This window comes from Janthinobacterium foliorum, from assembly GCF_978021625.1.
Map to the genome: position 1 here is coordinate 1 of NZ_CDXDQE010000008.1, position 22192 is coordinate 22192.

The 22192-nt window shown below is 64.3% G+C and carries 19 protein-coding genes; 10 read left to right on the forward strand and 9 right to left on the reverse strand.

Going from position 1 to position 22192, the window contains the following annotated elements; genetic code table 11:
* Positions 1-707: IS1595 family transposase (locus ACZ92H_RS16740; protein WP_465052361.1), on the forward strand; the 707-nt coding region annotated here is incomplete at its 5' end.
* 13 nt (positions 708-720) lie between these two features.
* Here the strand turns inward: ACZ92H_RS16740 and ACZ92H_RS16745 are convergent.
* Complete coding sequence (locus ACZ92H_RS16745; protein WP_465050268.1) at positions 721-1836, reverse strand: LacI family DNA-binding transcriptional regulator; 1116 nt, start codon at positions 1834-1836, stop codon at positions 721-723.
* Between the two features lie 359 nt (positions 1837-2195).
* Between ACZ92H_RS16745 and ACZ92H_RS16750 the strand changes: the two genes are divergently transcribed.
* The 5 genes from ACZ92H_RS16750 to ACZ92H_RS16770 all read left to right on the forward strand — a co-directional run bounded on the left by ACZ92H_RS16750 (position 2196) and on the right by ACZ92H_RS16770 (position 6839).
* The gene (locus ACZ92H_RS16750; RefSeq protein WP_131369947.1) at positions 2196-3446 is read left to right on the forward strand and encodes an Hsp70 family protein; all 1251 of its coding nucleotides are present in this window, start codon (positions 2196-2198) and stop codon (positions 3444-3446) included.
* A gap of 140 nt (positions 3447-3586) precedes the next feature.
* Positions 3587-4216: a 3'-5' exonuclease gene (locus ACZ92H_RS16755; protein ID WP_465050269.1), complete on the forward strand. Its 630-nt coding sequence runs from the start codon at positions 3587-3589 to the stop codon at positions 4214-4216.
* 218 nt (positions 4217-4434) lie between these two features.
* Complete coding sequence (locus ACZ92H_RS16760) at positions 4435-5823, forward strand: tetratricopeptide repeat protein (RefSeq protein ID WP_465050270.1); 1389 nt, start codon at positions 4435-4437, stop codon at positions 5821-5823.
* 99 nt (positions 5824-5922) lie between these two features.
* Positions 5923-6399 carry a DUF4262 domain-containing protein gene (locus ACZ92H_RS16765; RefSeq protein WP_131369941.1) on the forward strand — a complete coding sequence of 159 codons (477 nt, stop codon included), beginning with the start codon at positions 5923-5925 and terminating at the stop codon, positions 6397-6399.
* Positions 6396-6839, forward strand: a complete 444-nt coding sequence (locus ACZ92H_RS16770; RefSeq protein WP_465050271.1) for a DUF6386 family protein — start codon at positions 6396-6398, stop codon at positions 6837-6839. Before ACZ92H_RS16765 ends, ACZ92H_RS16770 begins: the two co-directional genes overlap by 4 nt.
* Positions 6840-6864: 25 nt before the next feature.
* Here the strand turns inward: ACZ92H_RS16770 and ACZ92H_RS16775 are convergent, their stop codons facing one another.
* Entirely contained in the window at positions 6865-8652 is a 1788-nt protein-coding gene (locus ACZ92H_RS16775; protein ID WP_465050474.1) for a GGDEF domain-containing protein, read from the reverse strand.
* Between the two features lie 415 nt (positions 8653-9067).
* Between ACZ92H_RS16775 and ACZ92H_RS16780 the strand changes: the two genes are divergently transcribed.
* On the forward strand, positions 9068-11266 hold the full coding sequence (locus tag ACZ92H_RS16780) for a prolyl oligopeptidase family serine peptidase (RefSeq protein WP_465050272.1): 2199 nt from the start codon (positions 9068-9070) through the stop codon (positions 11264-11266).
* Between the two features lie 89 nt (positions 11267-11355).
* Here the strand turns inward: ACZ92H_RS16780 and ACZ92H_RS16785 are convergent, their stop codons facing one another.
* From ACZ92H_RS16785 to ACZ92H_RS16810, 6 genes are all read right to left on the reverse strand, one after another.
* Complete coding sequence (locus ACZ92H_RS16785; protein ID WP_465050273.1) at positions 11356-12258, reverse strand: STM4011 family radical SAM protein; 903 nt, start codon at positions 12256-12258, stop codon at positions 11356-11358.
* The gene (locus tag ACZ92H_RS16790) at positions 12252-13631 is read right to left on the reverse strand and encodes an STM4012 family radical SAM protein (RefSeq protein WP_465050274.1); all 1380 of its coding nucleotides are present in this window, start codon (positions 13629-13631) and stop codon (positions 12252-12254) included. Before ACZ92H_RS16790 ends, ACZ92H_RS16785 begins: the two co-directional genes overlap by 7 nt.
* On the reverse strand, positions 13628-14485 hold the full coding sequence (locus ACZ92H_RS16795) for an STM4013/SEN3800 family hydrolase (RefSeq protein ID WP_465050275.1): 858 nt from the start codon (positions 14483-14485) through the stop codon (positions 13628-13630). The genes ACZ92H_RS16790 and ACZ92H_RS16795 overlap by 4 nt, the downstream gene beginning before the upstream one ends.
* A gap of 1 nt (position 14486) precedes the next feature.
* The gene (locus ACZ92H_RS16800; RefSeq protein ID WP_465050276.1) at positions 14487-15578 is read right to left on the reverse strand and encodes an STM4014 family protein; all 1092 of its coding nucleotides are present in this window, start codon (positions 15576-15578) and stop codon (positions 14487-14489) included.
* Positions 15579-15600: 22 nt separating this feature from the next.
* Entirely contained in the window at positions 15601-16527 is a 927-nt protein-coding gene (locus tag ACZ92H_RS16805) for an STM4015 family protein (protein WP_131369929.1), read from the reverse strand.
* A 171-nt stretch (positions 16528-16698) separates the two neighbouring features.
* Positions 16699-17274 (reverse strand): helix-turn-helix domain-containing protein, encoded by a 576-nt coding sequence (locus ACZ92H_RS16810; RefSeq protein ID WP_092797454.1) that lies wholly within the window; start codon positions 17272-17274, stop codon positions 16699-16701.
* Between the two features lie 222 nt (positions 17275-17496).
* On the opposite strand from ACZ92H_RS16810, the gene kbl reads away from it, so the two are divergent.
* Genes kbl through ACZ92H_RS16825 form a run of 3 tightly spaced genes read left to right on the forward strand, consistent with a single transcriptional unit; the run spans position 17497 to position 21157 of the window.
* Positions 17497-18723, forward strand: a complete 1227-nt coding sequence (gene kbl, locus ACZ92H_RS16815) for a glycine C-acetyltransferase (protein ID WP_465050277.1) — start codon at positions 17497-17499, stop codon at positions 18721-18723.
* A 20-nt stretch (positions 18724-18743) separates the two neighbouring features.
* The gene (locus tag ACZ92H_RS16820) at positions 18744-19709 is read left to right on the forward strand and encodes an NAD-dependent epimerase/dehydratase family protein (protein ID WP_131369922.1); all 966 of its coding nucleotides are present in this window, start codon (positions 18744-18746) and stop codon (positions 19707-19709) included.
* Positions 19710-19756: 47 nt separating this feature from the next.
* Positions 19757-21157 carry an L-serine ammonia-lyase gene (locus ACZ92H_RS16825; RefSeq protein WP_131369919.1) on the forward strand — a complete coding sequence of 467 codons (1401 nt, stop codon included), beginning with the start codon at positions 19757-19759 and terminating at the stop codon, positions 21155-21157.
* Between the two features lie 190 nt (positions 21158-21347).
* Here the strand turns inward: ACZ92H_RS16825 and ACZ92H_RS16830 are convergent, their stop codons facing one another.
* Positions 21348-22088, reverse strand: a complete 741-nt coding sequence (locus ACZ92H_RS16830) for an AAA family ATPase (RefSeq protein WP_131369916.1) — start codon at positions 22086-22088, stop codon at positions 21348-21350.
* Positions 22089-22192: the final 104 nt, after the last annotated feature.

The window sequence follows — 22192 nt, forward strand, 5'->3', positions numbered from 1 at the left end:
TGGCTCGCCTGCGGCATAAATCGCTGTGGCTCGGTTATGCCGACTGCCTGCTCGATTCCCGCTCGGTACGCCAGGCAGCCAGCCAATTGGGCGTGCACCGCAACACCACGTTCCGCTGGCGCCACCGTTTTTTAGCCCTGGCAAAAACGGACCGGCCGCATGGCCTGCATGGCATCGCCGAGGTCGACGAACTGTATGTGCTGGAATCGCAAAAGGGAGCGCGGCATCTGACGCGTCCGGCGCGCCGCCGGGGTGGCCATGCCCGCCAGCGTGGCATTTCCAGTGCGCAAGTCTGCATCCTTGTGGCGCGCGACCGCACGGGGCAAACCCTGGCTTTCGTCACCGGACAAGGCGCGCTGACGACGGCGCAGCTGCATGACTGCTTGTCTCCCGTCATCGACAAGGATGTCTTGCTGGTGACGGACGGCCATGCCGCCTACCGGGCCTTCGCGCGCACAGCGGGGATCAGCCACCAGGCCGTCAACGTGCACGCAGGCATCCGCGTGCGCGGTGCCGCGCACGTGCAGAACGTCAATGCGTATCACAGCCGTCTGCGCGAATGGTTAAGGGCGTTTCACGGCGTGGCGACGCGCTACCTGCCAAACTACCTGGGATGGCGCTGGATACTCGACGCCAGACGCATCCGCTCACCAGAAACGTTATTGAAAGCAACATTGGGCGCATTCCCACATCTGACGGTGACATAGCCTTTTTTTATGGCTAGGCGGCCGCCATCATGCCGAAGCGCTGCCTGGCAAATTCAGGTTCCGCGGTCAGCCGCGCCGTGCTTCCTTCCACCAGGTACGAACAATAGCGGCGCCGCTCGGCGATGCCGCCGCGCCGCTCCATCAGCTCTCCCAGCATGGCGACGGCATCGGCGGCCATCTTTTGCACGGGCTGGCGCAGGGTGGTGATGTCGTAGCTGAGCCAACCGGACGCTTCCAGCGCATCGAAGCCGGCCACCGACATTTGCAGCGGCACCTGGATGCCCATCTGGTGGCGCGCCGTGTCCAGACAGCCGATGGCCATGATGTCGTTGCCGCAGATGACGGCGTCCGGCACGCGGCCCAGGCGGTCGATGACCTTGCGCAAGCCGCAGCCGCCGCTGGCGTAATCGTAATTGCCGCTGACGACGATGGGCGCGGGCAAGCCCAGGCTCAGCAGGCGGTCCAGCACGCCCGCCTTGCGTTCCTGTGCCACGGCCGAGTCGCCGGGGCCGTCGATGATGGCGAACTGGCGGTGGCCCGCCTCCGCCAGCCGCGACACGAGCAGGCGTGCCGCTTCTGCCTGGTCGCACAGCACGGCATGCACGGCGTGCTCGCGCGGGCTGCGGTTGAACAGCACCAGCGGTACCTCGCGCCGGGCGAACTCGGCCATCTGTTCGTCGGACAGGCCGGCCGCCACGATGGCCCCATCGACCTGGTACTGCCACACGTCGCCGAGCACCTTGCCGATATCGGCTTCGCGCTCCAGCGTGAACAGCAGCAGGCGCTTGCCCTGGCGGGCGATTTGCTGGCTCAGGTCGGACAGTACTTGCGGATAATACAGGTTGGCCAGGTTGGAAATGATGACGGCCACCAGGTTCGAGCGGCGCGTGATCAGGCTGCGCGCGGCCGCGTTGGGAATGTAGTCGAGGCTGATGGCCGCCTGCATGACCTTGGCATGCGTGGCTTGCGATACGCTGGCGCCCGGCTTGAAGCAGCGCGAGACGGCCGATTGCGACACGCCGGCCAGCAGGGCCACGTCATACGAGGTCACGCGGCGTCCGGCGGCGGGCAGGCTGCGTGCGACGGGAGCGGTGCCGGGGTTGCGCGCGACAGGATTCTTTTTTCGCATATTGGTCTGGCAAGCAAGCTGTCTCAAAGTATTCCTGCAGGCCCGGCCGCTTGTGGCGGCCTGGATGGGAAAGATGAGCATAGCGTAAAAGATTGCCATGTGGCAAGACTGTTTTCTTATTCATGTTGCAAAAAATATGATGAATTGGCAACTGGTATGCCTGTCGGGCGCGCCGCTGCGTGCGCCGGCGCCAAGTGGTCGCCAGGTGGCGACGTCTGGCCGCCAGGGCTAGCCGTTGATTGCCGGTGGGAAAACTTGCCGCCGCCTTCCTCCGTTGACGGCCATCGTACGCATATATGTCTAGTGCAACCGCGTGCCTTCTGATAACATAACGCCCCTTTATTCAGGGAAGGGTCGACATGGCCAATGCATGCGGCGTCGATTTCGGCACGTCAAATTCCACGGTAGGCTGGGCACGTCCCGGGCAGAGCACCATGCTCGGCCTGGAAGATGGCAAGACCACCTTACCATCCGTCGTCTTCTTCAATGCGGAAGACGAGGAAGTCAGTTTTGGCCGCGCGGCGCTGGCCGGTTATCTGGCCGGCTATGAAGGGCGCCTGATGCGCTCGCTGAAAAGCCTGCTGGGCACCAGTCTCATCGATGGCCAGACGGAAGTGGGCGGCCGCGCGCTGCCGTTCCGCATGCTGCTGGCACAATTCATCGGCGAAGTGAAACGCCGCGCCGAGCAGTCCGCCGGCCGCGAATTCTCGTCCGCCGTGTTTGGCCGCCCCGTCTTCTTTATCGACGACAATGCGCAAGCCGACCAGCTGGCGCAGGACACGCTGGCCGAAGTGGCTCGTTCCGTCGGCTTCAAGGATGTGGCCTTCCAGTTCGAGCCGATCGCCGCCGCGTTCGACTACGAGTCGCAGATCAGCAAGGAAGAGCTGGTACTGATCGCCGACATCGGCGGCGGCACGTCCGACTTTTCGCTGGTGCGCCTGTCGCCCGAGCGGGCGAAAAAGACGGAGCGGCGCGAGGACATCCTCGCCACCGGCGGCGTGCACATCGGCGGCACGGACTTCGATAAATACCTGAGCCTGTCTTCCGTCATGCCGCTGCTCGGCTACGGCAGCCGCCTGCACAACAATAGCGAGGTCCCCTCCAGCTATTATTTCAACCTGGCCACCTGGCATACCATCAACCTGGCTTACACCAAGAAGATCTGGGTGCAGCTGGCAGACGTGTGCCGCGATGCGCGCGAGCAAGACAAAGTGAAACGCCTGCAAACGCTGATCGACGAGCGCGCCGGCCACTGGCTGGCCATGAAAGTGGAAGAGGGCAAGATCGCCCTGTCCGACGCGGCCGAAGTGCAGCTGGAGCTGGACCGCCTGTCGCCCGCGCAAAGCCTGCTGCTGAAGCGGACGCAATTCGACGAGGCCATCGGCCATCTGTGCGGTTCCGTGGAAGAAACCGTGCTGCGCCTGCTGCGCGACGCGGGCGTGGCGCCGGAAGACGTCGATACCGTGTTCTTCACGGGTGGCTCGAGCGGCGTGCGTTTGCTGCGCGAAAAAATCGCGGCCCTGGTGCCGGCGGCGCGCAAGGTCGAAGGCGACTTGTTTGGCAGCATCGGCGCGGGATTGGCGCTGGATGCCGTGCGCAAGTTCGGTTGATGGCTGGGCAAGGCGCGCGCCTGGCGGCGTAGCCTTGCCGCCTGGCTTGTCGCCGTGCTAGTGTATGGTCCTGCAACGCGGCGCCTGCTCCTGCGCATTTTATCGAGACACTTATCGTTGCACCCACGAAAGAGCACCCCATGCATGTGTTTGACAAACCGATCGTCATGATCGACTTCGAGACGACCGGCTTATCTCCCGACATGGGCGACCGCATCACGGAGGTGGCGGCGCTGCGCATCGAGGGCGGGCAGATCACGGACCGCTTCGTGACCCTGATCAACTGCAATGCGCGCATTCCCTCGTTCATCACGGGCTTGACGGGCATCACGCAGGCGATGGTGGACCAGGCGCCGCCCGTGGCCGAGGTGGTGCCGCAGTTGCTGGACTTTATCGGCAGCGATGCCTTGTCGGCGCACAATGCCAGTTTCGATGAAAAGTTCCTGCGCGCGGAAAGCGCCCGTCTGAACCTGGCGCCCGCGCACGAGGCGCTCGTGTGCTCGCTGAAACTGTCGCGCCGCGTGTTTCCCGGCATGTCCAGCTACAAGCTGGGGCTGTTGTCGAGCCAGCTGGGCATCGCCTTCAAAAGCGCCGCCCACAGGGCCGAGTCCGATGCGGAAGTGGCGGCGCAAGTGCTGATCCATATCGGGCGCCATTTGCGCAGCAACTATGGCATCGCCGACGTCGACGCGGACTTGCTCGTCTCGCTGAACAAGCTGGCGGCGGCCAAGGTGCCGCAATTCCTGCAGAAACACCCGTCGCGCCGCTGAGCGTCCGTCAATGCTTGCCGCGCGCCAATTCTGACGCGCAACAGCCCGCTTCGCGCTGAAGCGGGCTCATCAAAACGATGTAATTTTGTTATTTCCTTTGAGTTCGCTCAAGCCCTTTCCCCGCATCGAATTTAAAATTTAAGCAACACACGATTTCGCCGCCCTGGGCCGCCGTTTTGCGCGCGCTGCCGGCAAGCGCAATGTGGATGGGGGCGCACATGGACAAGCACCATACTGCCAGAGATAGCCACCAGGCGTATATCTGGTTCCGCACGGCTGCCGAACAGGGCAATGCCTATGCTCAATTCAACCTGGGATTGATGTACAAGAAGGGGGAAGGTGTCGCGCACGACGATGCGCGCGCCTTTGTCTGGCTGCGCCTGGCGGCCCTGCAGGGGCTGGCCTTTGCGCAAAATCATCTGGGCGCCCTGTATTACCATGGCCGCGGCGTGGCGCAGAGCGACGAAGAGGCGGTGCTGTGGTTCCGGCGCGCGGCAGCGCAGGGCGATGCGTCGGCCCAGCAAAACCTGGGGCAGATGTACCGCAAGGGGCGGGGCGTGCTGCAAAGCGACGAACTGGCCCTGGCCTGGTTCTACCGCGCGTCCGAGCAGGGCGTGGCCAGCGCGCAATCGCTGCTGGGCGAAGCGTATGCGCAGGGACTGGGAGCGAAGAAGAACGATGCGCTGGCCCTGGCCTGGTTCCGCAAGGCCGCCCTGCAGGGCGATGCGCAGGCGCAGCTGAACCTGGGTCTCGTCTACAAGCGGGGCCAGGGCGTGGTGCAGAGCGATACGCAGGCGCTGGCCTGGTTTCGCCAGGCCGCTGCCCAGGGCCTGGCCGTGGCGCAGCGCCAATTGGGCGTGGCGTATGCGGAAGGCCTGGGCGTGGCGCCGGACCAGTTGCGCGCCTACGCCTGGCTGCAGCGCGCGGCCGAACAGGATGACATGGATGCCCAGTTCAACCTGGGCGTGATGCTGGCGCGCGGGCAGGGCGTGGACCGCGATGACGCGCGCGCCGTGGCCTGGTACCGCCGCGCCGCCCTGCAGGGGCACTGCATGGCGCAATACAACCTGGGCGGCATGTACGCGGGAGGGCGTGGCATTGCCCGCGATTTGCGCCAGGCGCTCGATTGGTACGCGAAGGCGGCGGCCCAGGGGGCGGCAAACGCGCAGTTCAACCTGGGCGTGATGTATGCCAATGGTCATGGCGTGGCCCGCGACGAAGTGTGCGCTGTGCACTGGTACCGCACGGCGGCCGAGCAGGGTGATGCCAGCGCGCAAAATAACCTGGGCGTCATGTATGCGAACGGCCATGGCGTGCCGCAGGACGACGGCCTGGCCGTGCATTGGTATGCGCGCGCCGCCGAGCAGGGCCATGCGCTGGCCCAGTACAACCTGGGAGGCATGTACAACGGCGGGCGCGGCGTGGAGAAGGATGCCGTGCGCGCCTACATGTGGCTGGCGCTGGCGGCGGAAGCCGGCGACGGCACGGCCGCCGGCGCGCGCGAGGCCAGCGGCGGCAAGCTGGCGCCCGGGCAATTGCAGCAAGCCCGTGAATTGATGCGGCAATGGCGCCTGGCCCACGGGCTGGCGGTGCCGCCGCGCGCCTAGCGCTTCCCGTCCTGCCGTGCCTGCCAGCACATGCGATAATTGCACCTCGGCATGCCTTGCGTTGGCATGTTTTTCATGTGGGATAAGGAAAGGGGCGCGATGGCAAGGCAGGCAGGCGAAGATGCATCCGAACAAAAAGTTATCGATGATATCGCGACACATGGCTGGCACGGCGTGCATATCGCCGGCGATGACGAGGGGCCCGGCTATAGTTTCACGATAGGCGCATGCCACAGCTTTGGCGTGCCGGAATTTCTCATCATGGGTTTGCCGCAAGCGATGGCCCACAGCATACTCGACGTGGCGCTCGATGCCGCGCGCAGCGGCGCCATCACGGACTTCACGGCCACCACGGATGCTTTGCTGCAAGGCCATCAGTGCGCTTTCGTGCGCGTGCCGGAAGCGCAATACCGCGACCATGTCGGCTATGCGCGCTGGTATTACCAGGGCAATGATTTTACTTTGTACCAGATCGTCTGGCCGTCGCGCGATGGGTATTTCCCTTGGGAGGCCGGCGCCGGCACTGCCTATGTCGCCAGCCAGCCGTTGCTGGGACCGGCGCCGCTGGTAGCATGAATGCGGGCAAGGTCGTCACGCTGGTGACCGGCACGGCCACCCTGTGCGTGTTCGACCCGGCCCGCTTGCGCCACAAGCTGGACGACGGCTGCGACTGGTGGAGCGTCCCCTGCGCGGAGCTGGCGGCCGTGAATGCGGGCCTGGCGGCATTTTTCAACGTGGGCGGCGATGGCGCATACGAGATCACGCTGCAGGACGAACTTGCCGAGCCACACGCGAGCGTGCACCTGGCCGTGCTCTCGGGCCGCGTCTATATCGGTGCTGGGGAAGACGTGACGGGCGGCGGCCTGGAGCCGGACGCGGCTTGCGGCGGCCTGTTTCTGGACCTGCCCGCGGGCAGCTATCGCGTGCAGGCGCGGCGCGATGGCGCGCGCATCAGCCTGGCATTGCTGCCGGACGCGCGTGGCAGCAATGCGTTTGACGCGCTGGTGCGCATCTAGTCATCGTTGCGCGTATCCGGCCTGCCTATGCATCCAGGCGCGCCACGCCCGTGCCCTGGCGGCGGTCGAGGAACAGGCTGTTGCCGTGGATTTTCTTGGCCTGCTTTTTTGCTTCCGCCGCCCGCGTGGCGATTTGATGGTGCGTGTAATACTGGTGCGCCTCGACCTTGATGACGCCCAGCGACAGGCTGATCAGCGAGTAAAACACTTTCTTGCCCTGCCGGTCTTCACTGATGTAGCCGCCTCGTTCGCAGTCGCCCGTGCTGTAATAGGCGAGGATGGCGGACGAAAAGTCGTCGAGCATGGCCTGGCAGCGCACTTCCCAATCCTCGCTCTGGAACAGGATCATGAAATCGTCGCCGCCGATATGGCCGATGAAGTCGCGGTTCGGGTCGCAATGGCTGCTGAGGATCTCCCCCGTCAGCTGGATCACGTCGTCGCCCTTGCGGTAGCCGTATACATCGTTGAATGGCTTGAAGTGGTCGAGGTCGCAATAGCAGACCCAGAAGCGGCTGCCGCTGTGCAGCAGGCGATCGATATGTTCGTTGATGGGCACGTTACCGGGCAGCTGCGTCAGGGGATTCGCGTAGCGGGCCGCATTGATCTGCATCTGCGTGATTTCGCGCATCAGGTCATGGCCCGTGCCCATGCCCAGGTAGCGGCCGTGTTCAGTAATGATGAAGCCGTTGAACAAATGGTGGGCATCCGACTGCACCATGGTGTAGCTGAGTTCCTGCAAGCTTGTCTCGTGGTCGGCGATGAGGGGATTGGCATCCATGAACAGGCTGCAGGATTTCTTGCCGTACAGTTCGCGCTGATAGGGGCGGGCGAAGTGGTCGATCATCTCGAAGCGGCTGATCAGGCCCAGCGGCACGCCGTTGTCGACGACGGGAATGATCATCAGCTTCGGTTCCTTCAGGAAAATGTCGTACACCTCGTTATTGTTCAGTTGCGGCGACACGGCCGCCACCCGGTGCAGCAGCTTGCGGATGCTGGCGCCATTCTTTTCCAGGCTGCTGCGCTGCGGATACACGGCCACGCCGTTGCGTCCCAGCGCCTGCACCACTTCCGCCGGCAAGGCGCGCGCCGGCACCATGTTGGGCCGGCCCAGGTGATAACCTTGCCCGAAGGCCACGCCCAGGTCGCGCAGCACCAGCAGTTCCGTCTGCGCCTCGATGCCCTCGGCAATCACCAGGGTGCCGGATTTCTCCGCGATTTCCTGGATCGAACGCACGAATTGCAGCTTTACGGGGTCATTGTTGATGCCCTGGATAAAATGCATGTCGATTTTGACGTACTCGGGCCGCAGTTCCGACCACAGGCGCAGGCTGGAAAAGCCTTCACCCAGGTCGTCGATGGCGATCTGGAAACCCATGTTACGGTAATGCAGCACCGCCTCGCGCATCAGCTCGTAGTCGTAGGTGGGCTGGTTTTCCGTCAGCTCGATGATGACGCGGTCCGGATTGATGCCGATGTGCTCGATGTATTCCAGGGTCTCGCCATGGCGCGCATTGCGCAGCAGCAGGCATTCAGGGCTGACATTGAGGAACAGCTTGCCCGGCAGCTGCAGTTCGGCAAAGCGTTCCAGCACCACCTGGCGGCACAGGTGTTCCACTTCCAGGGTCAGGTCGTTCGCGCGCGCCACCTTGAACAGGTTCATCGGTGCATGCAGGGGGCTGTCCGATGGCCCCCGTATCAGGCCTTCGTAGCCGATGATCTCGCCGCTCTGCATGTGGATGATGGGCTGGAACAGGGCGCTGAGCTTGCGGCCGGCCAGGATCTCGTGCAAGGCATCCGTCCCTTCGATGGTCATGGCGGCCGCTGGCGGCTTCAGGTACGCCACGTTCGATGGCGTCGCGGCGGCGGGCGCGGAGGTGGCGGTGGGGAGGGCGAGAGTGTGCATAGGGGGATCTGGCGGCACGGCCTCTGGACGGGCCATGAACATGTTGCCGATAGTAAAGAAGATTTATGACGGCTTGATGAAATGTATTTGCTTTTGACAATGTTTCTTGCCTGACCGTCAGTTTGCCGATTCTCCTCAAAAACGCGATTTACCACGGCGATTTCCGTGAATTGCCCAAACAAAAAACGGCAAATTCAGCGGATAACTGTGCATTAAAAGTGCCGATCCGCGCTATGATTTCTCTTGGCGAAAGTCAACATAGGCAGCCGCAGAGTTTGCTAGAGCGGTCTGCTTCCCCGACATCCAACAATGAGACAAACAACCCATGCAATTACGTAGTGCAACCCTCATACTCAGCTTGCTGGCCGCATTCGGTGGCAACGCCATCGCGCAAACTGCGCCCGTTCCTGCTTGCCCTGCCGGCGACGGCGCGCCCGTGACGTATCCGGTCAGCAAAAAAGTCGACCAGCAGGACAGCTATTTCGGCACCACCATCCTCGACCCCTACCGCTGGCTGGAAGACGCCAACAGCGCTGAAACGGGCGAGTGGGTGGCGGCGCAAAACAAGCTGACGCAAGCGTACCTGGGCACCATTCCCGAGCGCGAAGCGATCAAGCAGCGCCTGACGAAGCTGTGGAACTATGAGCGTTTCTCTACGCCAACCAAGCAGGGCGGCCGCTACTTTTACAGCCGCAACGATGGCTTGCAAAACCAGGCCGTGCTGTACACGGTAAAAAAACTGGCGGACGAGCCCCGTTTGCTGCTCGACCCGAACACCCTGTCTTCCGACGGCACGGTGGCCTTGGCCGGTACCTCGATCAGCCCGAATGGCAAATACCTGGCCTACGCCACGGCCGCTTCCGGTTCCGACTGGAACGAGTGGAAAGTGCGCGACATCGAAACGGGCAAGGATTTGACGGACCATATCAAGTGGGCCAAGTTCTCCGGCGCCTCGTGGACCAAGGACAACACGGGCTTCTTCTACAGCCGCTATGACGCGCCGAACGAAGCAACCAAGCTGGCCGATATCAATTACTTCCAGAAATTGTATTTCCACAAGATCGGCACGCCGCAAAGCGACGACGTGCTGGTCTTCGACCGTCCCGACCAGAAGGAATGGGCGTTCGGCGGCAGCACCGTCAGCGATGACGGCAATTACCTGATCATCACGGCCACGCAAGGCACGGAACGCAAGAACCGCGTCTTCTACAAGGACTTGCGCCAGAAGAATGCCAAGGTGGTGGGCTTGCTGGAAGAATTCGACGCGTCGTACGCATTCATCGACAATGACGGCCCCGTGTTCTTCTTCAAGACGGATAACAAGGCGCCGAAATCGCGCGTGATCGCCATCGATACGCGCAAGCCGCTGCCCTCCGACTGGAAGGAAATCGTGCCGCAAAGCGCGGAAACCCTGGTCGCCGTCAACCTGATCAACAACCAGCTGGTGCTCGACTACCTCAAGGATGCGCAAACGCAGATCAAGATCGTCGACCTGAAGGGCAAGCTGGTGCGCGAAGTGGCCTTGCCGGGCATCGGTTCGGCCGGCGGGTTTGCGGGCAAGCGTGGCGACACGGAAACGTTCTACTCGTTTACCAGTTTTACGACGCCCGCCACCATCTACCGCTACGACATGAAATCGGGCAAGAGCACGGTGTACCGCCAGCCAAAGGTCGATTTCGATCCGGACGCCTTTGAAACGCGCCAGCAATTCTTCACCAGCCGCGACGGCACCAAGGTGCCGATGTTCATCGTCTCGAAAAAAGGCATGAAGCTCGACGGTTCCAACCCGACCTATCTGTACGGCTATGGCGGCTTCAATATTTCGCTCACGCCGAGCTTCTCCGTGGCGAATCTGGCCTGGGTGGAAATGGGCGGCGTCTACGTGATGGCCAACCTGCGCGGCGGCGGCGAATACGGCGAAGCCTGGCATCAGGCTGGCACCAAGCTGAACAAGCAAAACGTGTTCGACGACTTCATAGGCGCAGCCGAATGGCTGGTGGACAACAAGGTCACCTCGCCCTCCAAGCTGGCCATCGGCGGCGGCAGCAATGGCGGCCTGCTGGTGGGCGCGGCCATGACGCAGCGTCCGGACCTGTTCGCCGCGGCGATTCCGCAAGTGGGCGTGCTCGACATGCTGCGCTTCCACAAGTTCACCGTGGGCTGGGGCTGGGTGCCTGACTACGGCTCGTCGGACGATGCGGAGCAGTTCAAGGCGCTGGTGAAGTACTCGCCACTGCACAACCTGAAGGCGGGCGGCTGCTATCCGGCCACCATGATCACCACGGCCGACCATGACGACCGCGTCGTGCCGGCGCACAGCTTCAAGTTCGCCGCCGCCGCCCAGGCAGCGCAAGGCGGCGCGGCGCCCGTGCTGATCCGCATCGACAGCAAGGCGGGCCATGGTGCCGGCAAGCCGACCACCAAGCAGATCGAGGAAGTGGCGGATCGCTGGGGCTTCCTCAGCCGTTCGCTGAAGATGACGCCAGCGGTGCCTGCGGAAGCGGCCAAGGTGGCGGCGCAGTAAGCCGGTAGGCGGTAGGTCGGATTAGCGCGCAGCGCGTAATCCGACACCGCCTGCGCCAACAATGTGTCGGATTACGCGGCCTGCCGCCGCTAATCCGACCCACTCCGACCTACCTCCGTAATCCTCGCCAGCACTCCCTCCCCAAACACCGCCTGAAACGGCAAATCCTTGCGCTGCGCATAGCCGATGTAGCAGTCGCACTTGAAGCGCGGGCAGGCGCGTTCCTGCAGCATGTCCGCCAGATCATCCTCATACAGATTCCCCAGCCGCTCCGGCACGAAATGGCAGCGCGCCAGTTCGCCATCGCCATCGACGGACAGCGATGCTTCGCCCGCCAGGCACGGTTTGCCGCGCGATGGGGAAGGCCGGCGGCTTTGCGCGAACCACGGGTCGATGGCGTCCAGTGCGGCCAGGGTTTCCCCGCTGTAGTAGCCGGGGCCGCGCCGGTCGTAGGCGTTCAGCCACAGGTACACGTGGCTGGGCAGCGCCGCGCGCAGGGCGCCGATGGCGTCCAGGTGTTCCTGCATGGCGACGACGCCGACGGAATAGCGCACGCCCATGGCGTCGAGGCGCGCGCAGCGTTCGACAAAGCGGGCCAGTGTCGTCTGGTCCGGATGGTAGGTGCACCACAGGCCGATCTTTTCCAGTCCATCCATGCCATCGAGCCAGCTCAATGGGCCGGACAGATTCGTCTGCAGCGCCACCTGGCGTACGTGCGGCAGTGCGGCCAGCGCTTGCATGGCCGCGCGGTAGTGGCGCCGCACCAGCGCTTCGCCCCAGGGCGTGAACAGCACGCCGATGTCCCGCTCCTGCGCCGCTATCCAGTCGGTAAAACGCGCCACTTCGCGCGCGTCGCGGGCCAGCGCGGCGCGGCTGTCGCGCTTCTTGGCAAACGGGCAGTAGCCGCAGGCGTAGTTGCAGCTGGCCAAGGTGCCGCGGTACAGCAGGGACAACGTGCCCGCCTGCGCGAGGCCGGGAGGTGCTGTCAGCACGCCTGGCCGCCTTCGGCCATCAGCGCGCGCACCTTGCTTGACGCCAGCCACGGGCCGATGGTGTCGGCGTAGCTGTAGCCGCGGTCGTTCAGGCGCAGCAACGGGCCATCCTCTTCCACCAGTTCCAGCGCGTGCAGCTCGGCCAGCTGCGGCAAGTCCGCTTCGCAGCGCGTGCCGAAGCGCGCCGCGTAGGCGTCGCGGTCCAGGCCCGGTTGCGTCAGCAGCGACTGGATCACGTAGCGGCGGCGCTGCTCTTCCTCGTCCAGCACGTAGCCGTGTTCCGCGTGCGCGAAGCGTTCTTCGTCCAGCGCCAGATAGTGGTCGATGATATTGATGGTGTCCGTGCGCGCCACCGCGTACTGGCTCGAATAATGCAGGCGCGAGGTATACGAGCGGGCGCCCGCGCCCAGGCCCACCATGCCGTCGTTCTGGCAGCAGTACGACGGGCCGTTCTGTTCCGGCGCGTGGGGCGCGCGGAACATGCGCATCGAGACCTGCTCGTAGCCAAGCGCGCGCAAATGGTCGCGCGCCGCCGCGTACAGGGACAGCCTGCTGTCGCCGTCCTGCGCCAGCAGGATGGGGTTCAGCGTCTCGGCGCCTTTGCGACGCGCGATCTTGCCGAGACCCGTTTGCTCGCGCACGTACAGCGGATACAGGTAGATTTCCTCGGGACGGAAGGCCAGCGCGCTGTCGATGGAGGCCAGCAGGCTGGCCACGGTCTGCCCCGCGATGCCGTAGATCAGGTCCAGGTTCAGGGTGGGAAAGCCGGCCGCGCGTATCAGGCCGATGGCGTGATGCACGGTGGCGTTTTGCTGGGGGCGGGCCAGGGCGCGCATCTCGCCGGCGGCAAAGCTCTGGATGCCCAGGCTGACCCGGTCGATGCCGTGCGCGCGGCACACGGCCAGACGCTCCGCCGTGATGGTCTCGGGCGAGGCTTCGATGCCGGCCGGCGTGTGCTGCAAGTCGATGCCGAGGATGTCGCGCGCGCCGCACAGCAAGGTATCGAGCTGCGCGGGCGACAGATACGTGGGCGTGCCGCCGCCCAGCGCAAAGCGGGCAAAGCGGCGTTCGCCCAGCGCGCCGTCGAGGGCGCGCATCTGCACCAGCACCTGCTGCACGTAGCGTTCGACCATCTCCGCGCTGGGGCGGGCCATGGCGAACAGGTTGCAAAAGCCGCAGCGCATCTCGCAAAACGGAATATGGATATACGCGAACAGGGCGCAGCGGTCCTGCTGCGCCCACAAGGGCGCCAGCGGCGCCGCTTGCTGCAAGGCGCGATAGGCCGCCTTGTGCGGATACGAGTAGGAATAGGCCTGGTAGGGCGTGTGGCGCATGCGCTGCGCCAGGGTGCCCGGCTGTTCGGATGGGTTCACGATGGGGACTCCTGGGATTGCGGCGGCAAGGCCGCGGTATCGGGTTCAATGAAAAAATGCGCGTACGGCACCTGCCACACGCTGTCGTGGGCGAGGCGGTGGCCGCGGTAGCCGTCTTCGCCGTAGGCGCTGCCGTGGTCCGAGCAGACGATGGCAAACGTGGGCGCGCGCGCGGCACAGGCCTCGAACAAGGGCGCCAGCGCACCGTCCACATAGCGCAGGGCGGCCGCGTGGCTGTCCAGGCAGTCGCTGCGGCAGCCGGGCAGGTAGGCGCGGTTTGGCGTATGCAGGGCGGCCACGTTAATGAACAAAAAGCTGCGCGCGTCGTCCAGGGCCAGGCGTTCGATGGCCAGTGCCACCTGCTTGTGCGTCGAGTGGCGGCTGGCCACGCCCATGCCGGCGCTCCAGTGACTTTCCTGGAACAGCGACGGCAGCACGCTGCCCAGAGCGGTTTGCTTGTTGAAAAAGCCCACGCCGCCGATGCAGATGGTGCGGTAGCCGCGCGCGGCCAGCGCGGCGGGAATATCGGCTTGCTCGAACGTGAAAGTGTGCGGTGATGTCGTTTCGCTGCCCGCGAAGGCCGAGGCGAACAGGCGCGGATGGCGGCCCGGCGCGGCCGGCGTCGGAAGGAAACCGGCAAAGAAGGCCTGGTGCGCCGCGTAGGTAAACGTGGCGGGCGAGTGGCGGCATTCCCAGCCGCCCGGCGGCAGGAAACGCCCCAGCACGGGCAGTTCGCCCGCTGCGTACAGGGCTTGCGCCACGTCGTAGCGCAGGGTGTCGAGGGTGATGAAGACGATGTCGTGACTGCCCACGATGGCGTGCATGTCGGGGATGTCGGGATTTTTTTCAGGCATGTCAGTTGAAATGGGCCAGTTGCGCCGCATAGGTGTCGGCGCCTTGCCATAGCAGGCCAGGCAGCAGGTCGCCGAAGGCGTTCGCTTCCAGCACGCGGGCCTGGCCGCGGCGCACCACCAGGTCGTAGCCCGCCACGCGGCTGTCCGGGAAGGCTTGCGCAGCCAGAGCGCTCGTCGCTTCCAGCGCCGCCATGTCGGCATCGTCCAGCAAGTCCGCCGCGTCGCCGCGCCGGTTGTCGAGGTGCAGATTGGTCATCATCCGTTGTCCCATGCGCGCCACCCGGTGCGCGGGCTGGCCGGCCAGAGTGACGACGCGCAGGTCGTAATGGCTGTCGCCGCGGCGCGGCTTGTTCAGCCATGCTTCCGCGTACAGCTGCTGGGCGGCCAGCGCATCGACGAGGGCCGCGATGTCGGTTTCGGCTTCGTAGCGCGCCATGCGCTTGCTGTTCATCAGGCGCGTTGCGCCTGGCGCGCGCAGCAAGGTGGCCGAGGTGGTGGCTTGCTGGCGGCCGGCGCGGTTGCGGCGGTAGGCGACGACGCCGGAGGCCGACGAGCCATAGCGCGGCTTCAGGTAGAGGCGGTCCAGGTCATGTTCGCGCAGCAAGTCCTGCAAGTGCGCGTAGCCTTGCACGGGACCCAGCATGAGTGGCACGGGCACGCCGTGCGCGGCCAGGTGGCGCTGGCATGCCAGCTTGTCCGTCATGCGGAGGATGTCGGCTGGCGCATTGACGGCGCGCACGTGCGGCAAGGCCGCCAGCTGCGCGCCCACATGCTCCATGGCGGCCGCAAAACCGGCAAACCACGCATCCATGGCCAGCAGCTCGCCATGGCCGGGCGCGGGCAGGGGCGCGCGGCCCTGCAGCAGGCGGCCGGAACGCAGCAACAGCAGATGGGCGGCAGGATCGTCGCCGGGCGGCTCGATTTTCAGCCAGCCGGGCTGGCCCAAGGCGACTGGCAGCAGGTCCGGCTGCGCCAGCCAGTCGCGCCATTCCAGCACCTGCGCGGGCGGCAGGCGCAGGTGCGCGCGCGCCGCCAGCATCAGGCGCACGCGCTTGCTGCCGGCAGTCGCCAGCAGGGTGAGGGGCAAGGCCAAGGAGACTCCGTTTGCTCGATGCTTACTCGCCCACGGCGACATAGCGGTAGGTTTCGCCGTCGTCCTCGTCCTCTTCCTGCGGGTCGTCCAGCGCCACCGCGAACGGCAATGCCTTCAGCTTCGCCTGGTTTTCTTCCGAGATGTAATGGTGCGACAGGTCCAGGCGTTTCAGATTGCCCAGCTGGCTGCCGTTCAGCAGCGCCGCGGCGCCCGTGTCGCCGATGGTGCCCAGCGACAGGTCGAGGATGTCGAGCTGCGCCACCAGCGGCTCTTCCGCCAGCCACACGGCCAGGTCGTCGGCGATTTCCGCATCGCGCAGGCCGAGATACTTCAGCGTGGGCACGGCCAGCTGCGCCAGCACCTTGCGGTACAGGTCCACGTCGCCGGAAAAGCCATAGTCGTCCGTGCCCAGCCACAGTTCCAGGTGTTCCAGCTTCGGCATGCTCGATTGCGCCAGCGCCTCGGCGATTTTCTGGTCGAGGCCACCCGATTCGATGGTCAGCTTGCGCAGGTGCTGGTGCGCGAACGGTTCGATCACCAGTTCATTGCCGCCACGGATGCGCAATTCTTCCAGCAGCGGGAACGCGTCCAGCAGGGGCTTGTAGCTGCCCTGGACGATCCACGAAATTTCGCATTCCTCGTACGTCATGTCGCCCATGAAAATGGCGCGCAAGGCGGGCAGCTGCGGCGCCTGGGCGATCAGCGCGGCCATCACTTCGTCGGCGCCCGATTCGTACGGGTCGCCCCACATGCCGATGATCAGCGCCTCGAGCGCGTTCTTGTCGGCCTTCTCGAGGAAGCCGGCGATCAGCTCATCCATCTTGCGCGTGTCGTCGTACTCGAGCGACAGGCGGTAAACGATGTCCCGGGAGGCATCGAACGGCAGGTCGGGGTCGTACTCGACGACTTTTTTATTGTGGAAGGTAATGGTGCTGTCGGAAATGGTCATCGCTGTGGCTCCGTGTAAGCGTTGGAGGCCTGGATGCCGCGCGCATGGCAACGGTGCTGGACGAGCCGGGATGTGCCGCGACGCTCTGCGAAGACATCCAGGCCTGGAGATCTTGTTTATTGCAAAATCTTAGCACGGAGGCACGGGCTTGTTGCGCACTGCTGGAGCGCGTTATCGATGGATCACCACCAGCAGCGCCTTGCCCTCGGTCTTGCCCAGGTTGCGTATCGTGTGCGGCTGGTCCGCCGGATAGCGCGCCGTGCCGCCATTCTTGACCTTTTTCTTTGCCGCGCCCACTTCCAGTTCCAGGTTGCCGTGGATCACCGTCAAATGCTCGGTGGTGCCCGGATCGTGGGGCTGCGACGCCAGTTCGCCGCCCGGCGCCAGCGTTACTTCATACCATTCATATTTGCCGGCCAGTTCCATCGGCCCCAGGATGCGCAGCACGTAGCCGGCGTGGTCGCCGGGCAGGGTGGGGGTTTCGTGCGCGTCCGTGACGCGGATGGTTTCCACGGCTTTTTCCGCGCTGGACAGCAATTCGCCGATCTGCACGCCCAGGGCGTTGGCCAGGCGCCACGTGATGGCGATGGTGGGATTGGCTTTTTCGCGCTCGATTTGCGACAGCATGGACTTCGAGACGCCCGCGATGCGCGACAGATCCTCCAGTGTCAGGCCGCGCGCCAGGCGCAGCCGTTGCAGGGTGGCACCTACTTCAGGGGGAGAATTGGTCGAAACGCTGGTTTTCATCGGCAGTTGGCTTGCAAAGTTCAAAAGGCTTGGGTAATATCCACTATATTGAATTTCAGTTCGAAATAGTGGATTTTGAAGGAAATCACGGAAACGTGTAGACTTCAAACAGCGCTTCACGGTACAGCATACTGCGCGCACCGGTCAAGCGGCGGCTTTTTCCCTATGGCGGCTGAGACCACACGGACACCACACGCCTACATCAGGGACACAAGGAATATCATGAGCGAGCAAGCGAAGAACACCTTTTTCAGCGGTCTGCAACAGAATCTCGATCAACTGCGCCAGCAGGGCTTGTACAAGCCCGAGCGCGTGATCGCCTCGCGCCAGGGCGCCGAAGTGGTGTGCGACGATGGCCGTACCCTGATCAATATGTGTGCGAACAACTACCTGGGCCTGTCCGGCGACGTGCAGACGCAGGAGGCGTCCATCGCCGCCACGCAGAAGTATGGCTACGGCCTGTCGTCCGTGCGCTTCATCTGCGGCACGCAAACCGTGCATAAGGAGCTGGAGCAGGCCATCTCCGCTTTTCTGGGCACGGAAGACACAATTCTGTACGCGGCGGCATTTGACGCCAACGGCGGCGTGTTCGAGCCGTTGTTCGATGAAAACGACGCCATTATTTCCGACGCGCTGAACCACGCTTCCATCATCGACGGCATCCGCCTGTGCAAGGCTGGCCGCTACCGCTATGCGCACAACGACATGGCCGACCTGGAAGTGCAGCTGCAGGCGGCCATCGCCGCCGGCAAGCGCCATAAAGTCATCGTCACGGACGGCGTGTTCTCGATGGACGGCACGATCGCGCAGCTCGACAAGATCTGCGACCTGGCCGACAAATACGGCGCGCTGGTGATGATCGACGAATGCCACGCTTCCGGCTTCATGGGCGCGACGGGCCGCGGCACGCACGAACACCACAATGTGATGGGCCGCATCGACATCATCACCGGCACCCTGGGCAAGGCCCTGGGCGGCGCCATGGGCGGCTTCACGTCGGCGCGCAAGGAAGTCATCGACACCCTGCGCCAGAAATCGCGCCCCTATCTGTTCTCCAACACCCTGGCGCCATCGATTGCCGGCGCCTCGCTGTCGGTGCTCGAGCGCCTGGCCAAGTCGACGGAGCTGCGCGACCGCCTGCATGACAACACGGCTTTCTTCCGCAGCGAGATCGAGCGCATCGGATTCACCATCAAGCCGGGCACGCATCCCGTCGTTCCCGTGATGCTGTTCGATGCCCCCGTGGCGCAGAAATTCGCCGCCCGCCTGTATGAGCTGGGCGTGCTGGTGACGGGCTTCTTCTACCCGGTCGTGCCGATGGGCCAGGCCAGGGTGCGCGTGCAGCTGTCGGCGGCCCACACCCGCGATCAGCTGGTCAAGGTGCTGGCCGCCTTCGAGCAGGCTGGCAAGGAACTCGGTCTGCTGACCACTGCCACCACTACCAATTAACAAGAAATCAGGATAAGAAGATGGAACGCATTTTAGTCATCGGCGCAAACGGCCAAATCGGTAGTGAACTGGTGGGCGCGCTGGCGCTGCAGCACGGCGCGGACAATGTCATCGCCAGCGACATCGGCACGAACAATCTGTACCAGGCCAAGCGCTATGCGCAGCTCAATGTGCTGGACAAGGACGGCCTGGCGAAAATCATCGCCGACGAGAACATCACCCAGGTGTACCAGCTGGCGGCCATGCTGTCGGCAACGGGCGAAGCGGCGCCATTGAAGGCGTGGAGCCTGAACATGGATGGCTTGCTCAATATCCTGGAGCTGGCGCGCGAACGCGGCGAGGCGGGTAAACCATTGCGCATCTTCTGGCCGTCGTCGATCGCCGCCTTCGGCCCGAACACGCCGCAGGTCAACACGCCGCAAATGACGGTGATGGACCCCACCTCGATGTACGGCATCAGCAAGCTGGCCGGCGAGCGCCTGTGCGAATACTACTTCAACAAGTATGGCGTAGACGTGCGCAGCATCCGCTACCCGGGCATCATCAGCTACAAATCGCCTCCGGGCGGCGGCACCACCGACTACGCCATCGCCATCTTCCACGCGGCCTTGCGCGGCGAGCGCTATGACTGCTTCCTCGATGCGAACACCACCTTGCCGATGATTTACATGCCCGATGCGATCCGCGCCACCATCGAACTGATGGACGCGCCGGCAGCGGCCATCAAGATCCGTTCGTCGTACAACGTGGCCGGCGTGTCGTTTAACCCTGAGCAGCTGGCGAAAGCCATCGTGCACATGGTTCCGGACTTCAAGATCAGCTACAAGCCGGACAGCCGCCAGGCCATCGCCGACAGCTGGCCGCAAAGCCTGGACGACAGCACGGCCAGCGCCGACTGGGGCTGGAAGGCGCAGATCGGCGTCGAACAGATGGTCACCGACATGCTGGCCAATGTCGACGTGGGGCACGCCGCCAAGGCGGCTTGAACGCGCACGAACATTTATAAAAACATACTAATATAAAGAGACACTACATGGATATGAGCGTATTTGACCTGTTCAAGATCGGCATCGGGCCGTCGAGCTCCCACACGGTGGGGCCGATGGTGGCGGCGCGGCGTTTTCTGGTCGAATACGGTCCCCTGGACCAGGTGGTGGGCGTCGAAGTGGCCCTGTACGGTTCGCTGGCGCTGACGGGCGTGGGCCATGCCACGGACAAGGCGGCCATCCTCGGCCTGATGGGCGAGACGCCGCAGCATGTGGCACCCGATGAAGTCGACAGCAAGCTGGCCGCCATCGAGGCGGCTGGCGAAATCGCGCTGCTGGGCACGCACGTGGTGCCGTTTACGGCCGCCACCGGCCTGGTCTGGCACAAGAGCGAATCCCTGCCCGAACACCCGAACGGCATGCTGTTCACCCTGAAGCTGGCCGACGGCAGCCGGGTCGACAAGGTGTATTACTCGATCGGCGGCGGCTTTATCCGCGAAGCGGGCGAGGCGCAGGCGGAAGCGGCCGTGGAATCGGCTGCCGGCGCGCGCGTCGTCTTCCCCTTCGATACGATGGACCAGCTGCTGGCGCACGGCGTGGAAAGCGGCCTGTCGATTCCAGAAATGCTGCGCGCCAACGAGTGCGTCAAGCGCAGCGATGCGGAACTCAATGAAGGACTGGACCGCATCTGGCACGTCATGCGCGACTGCATCGCGCACGGCCTGCACACGACGGGCAACCTGCCGGGCGGCTTGAACGTGAAGCGCCGCGCCGCCAAATTGTGGCGCCTGGCGCAGGATGCGAAGGCATCGGACAACCGCGCCAACGACTTGCCGCACGACGCCGTGCATCTGGTCAGCCTGTATGCGATGGCCGTCAACGAGGAAAACGCGGCCGGCGGGCGTGTCGTCACGGCGCCGACGAATGGCGCCGCCGGCATCATCCCGGCCGTGCTGCGCTACTACGCGGAGGACTGCCGTCCCAGCGATCCGGTGGGCGGCGTGCGCCGCTTCATGCTGACGGCGGCTGCCATCGGCATGCTGTGCAAGCGCAATGCCTCGATCTCGGGCGCCGAAGTGGGGTGCCAGGGCGAAGTGGGCGTGGCCTGCGCCATGGCGGCGGCCGGCCTGGTGGCGGCCCTGGGCGGCACGAACGAACAGATCGAGAACGCGGCCGAAATCGGCATCGAACACCACCTGGGCATGACGTGCGACCCGATCGGCGGCCTGGTGCAGATTCCGTGCATCGAGCGCAATGGCATGGGCGCCGTGAAAGCCATCACGGCGGCTTCCCTGGCGCTGCAGGGCGACGGCACGCATTTCGTCAGCCTCGACGAAGTCATCGAAACCATGCGCCAGACGGGCGCGGACATGCAGGACAAGTACAAGGAAACGTCGCTGGGGGGCCTGGCCGTGCACGTCATCACGGTGAATCACGCGGCTTGCTGAGGGCGACGCGACAAACCTGCTGCGCAGCCCACTTTCGCGTCGGCGTTGCTCGCTGTACCCTGGTACAGCTGCGCTACTCAACGCGACATTGGGCTTGCTCGCGACGGTTTCTCGCGCCGCCGTGACGTCCCATGTGATTCTTTGATGTCGCTCCAGGTCGGCTTGACGCAATGCGCGCAAGCCGACAACCTCACTCCTCCTCAAACAACTGCTCCAGCCTTCTCGGGTAGTTATTCAGAAAATCGCGCGTCACGGCGAAGTGCTCCGTGTCTTCATACGCCACTTCGTGGATGCCGCCGCCCGTAAACATCAGGATCTTCGCGTTCGGATAGGCCAGCAGGATGGGCGAGTGGGTGGCGATGATCAGCTGGGAATCGTCCTGCACCAGCTGGTGGATCACGGACAGCGCGGCCAGCTGGCGGCTGGGCGACAGGGCCGCCTCGGGTTCGTCCAGCAGATACAGTCCCTTGCCCCGCAGCTTGTTGATCAGGGTCGCCATGAACGCTTCGCCGTGCGACTGCGCGTGCAGCGACTTGCCGCCGTAGCTGGCCAGGTATTCGGGCATGTCGTCCATGTAGGTGGCGACGTTGAAAAAGCTCTCGGCGCGCAGGAAATAGCTGTCCTCGGGTTTTTTATAGCTCTTGCTCAGGCGCAGATGCGCGTGCAGGCCCGATTCCTCGTCCGAGGGCAGGGCGATGCGCACGTTGCGCGTGCCGCCATCCTTGCCGAAGCCCAGCGCCACGGCCAGCGCTTCGAGCATGGTCGACTTGCCGCTGCCATTCTCGCCGACGAAAAACGTCACGTCGCGGTGGAAGTCGATGTGCAGGAAGTCGCGGATGGCGGGGATGGTGAACGGGTAGCGGTCCAGGTCGACGACGGCGTCGGCGCGCAGCGCGGCGCTTTGCAAATATGGTTTTTTACTCAGCGACATGGCCGGTTTTCGACTCCATAGTGGCCCCGGTGCGGGGTAAACAACTGCAGTGTGGCGCAAATCGGCGGCGCGCGCCAGCACGCACGCGGGGCACGGCCGCCGGG

Bases quoted from the DNA above. Each gene is read 5' to 3' on its own strand.
- ACZ92H_RS16775 (WP_465050474.1), bottom strand. From the start codon at position 8,652: ATGACCATCGAAGGGACGGATGCCTTGCACGAGATCCTGGCCGGCCGC.
- ACZ92H_RS16755 (WP_465050269.1), top strand. From the start codon at position 3,587: ATGCATGTGTTTGACAAACCGATCGTCATGATCGACTTCGAGACGACC.
- ACZ92H_RS16745 (WP_465050268.1), bottom strand. From the start codon at position 1,836: ATGCGAAAAAAGAATCCTGTCGCGCGCAACCCCGGCACCGCTCCCGTC.
- ACZ92H_RS16830 (WP_131369916.1), bottom strand. From the start codon at position 22,088: ATGTCGCTGAGTAAAAAACCATATTTGCAAAGCGCCGCGCTGCGCGCC.
- kbl (WP_465050277.1), top strand. From the start codon at position 17,497: ATGAGCGAGCAAGCGAAGAACACCTTTTTCAGCGGTCTGCAACAGAAT.
- ACZ92H_RS16810 (WP_092797454.1), bottom strand. From the start codon at position 17,274: ATGAAAACCAGCGTTTCGACCAATTCTCCCCCTGAAGTAGGTGCCACC.
- ACZ92H_RS16780 (WP_465050272.1), top strand. From the start codon at position 9,068: ATGCAATTACGTAGTGCAACCCTCATACTCAGCTTGCTGGCCGCATTC.
- ACZ92H_RS16760 (WP_465050270.1), top strand. From the start codon at position 4,435: ATGGACAAGCACCATACTGCCAGAGATAGCCACCAGGCGTATATCTGG.
- ACZ92H_RS16750 (WP_131369947.1), top strand. From the start codon at position 2,196: ATGGCCAATGCATGCGGCGTCGATTTCGGCACGTCAAATTCCACGGTA.
- ACZ92H_RS16825 (WP_131369919.1), top strand. From the start codon at position 19,757: ATGGATATGAGCGTATTTGACCTGTTCAAGATCGGCATCGGGCCGTCG.
- ACZ92H_RS16820 (WP_131369922.1), top strand. From the start codon at position 18,744: ATGGAACGCATTTTAGTCATCGGCGCAAACGGCCAAATCGGTAGTGAA.
- ACZ92H_RS16765 (WP_131369941.1), top strand. From the start codon at position 5,923: ATGGCAAGGCAGGCAGGCGAAGATGCATCCGAACAAAAAGTTATCGAT.
- ACZ92H_RS16770 (WP_465050271.1), top strand. From the start codon at position 6,396: ATGAATGCGGGCAAGGTCGTCACGCTGGTGACCGGCACGGCCACCCTG.
- ACZ92H_RS16805 (WP_131369929.1), bottom strand. From the start codon at position 16,527: ATGACCATTTCCGACAGCACCATTACCTTCCACAATAAAAAAGTCGTC.
- ACZ92H_RS16795 (WP_465050275.1), bottom strand. From the start codon at position 14,485: ATGCCTGAAAAAAATCCCGACATCCCCGACATGCACGCCATCGTGGGC.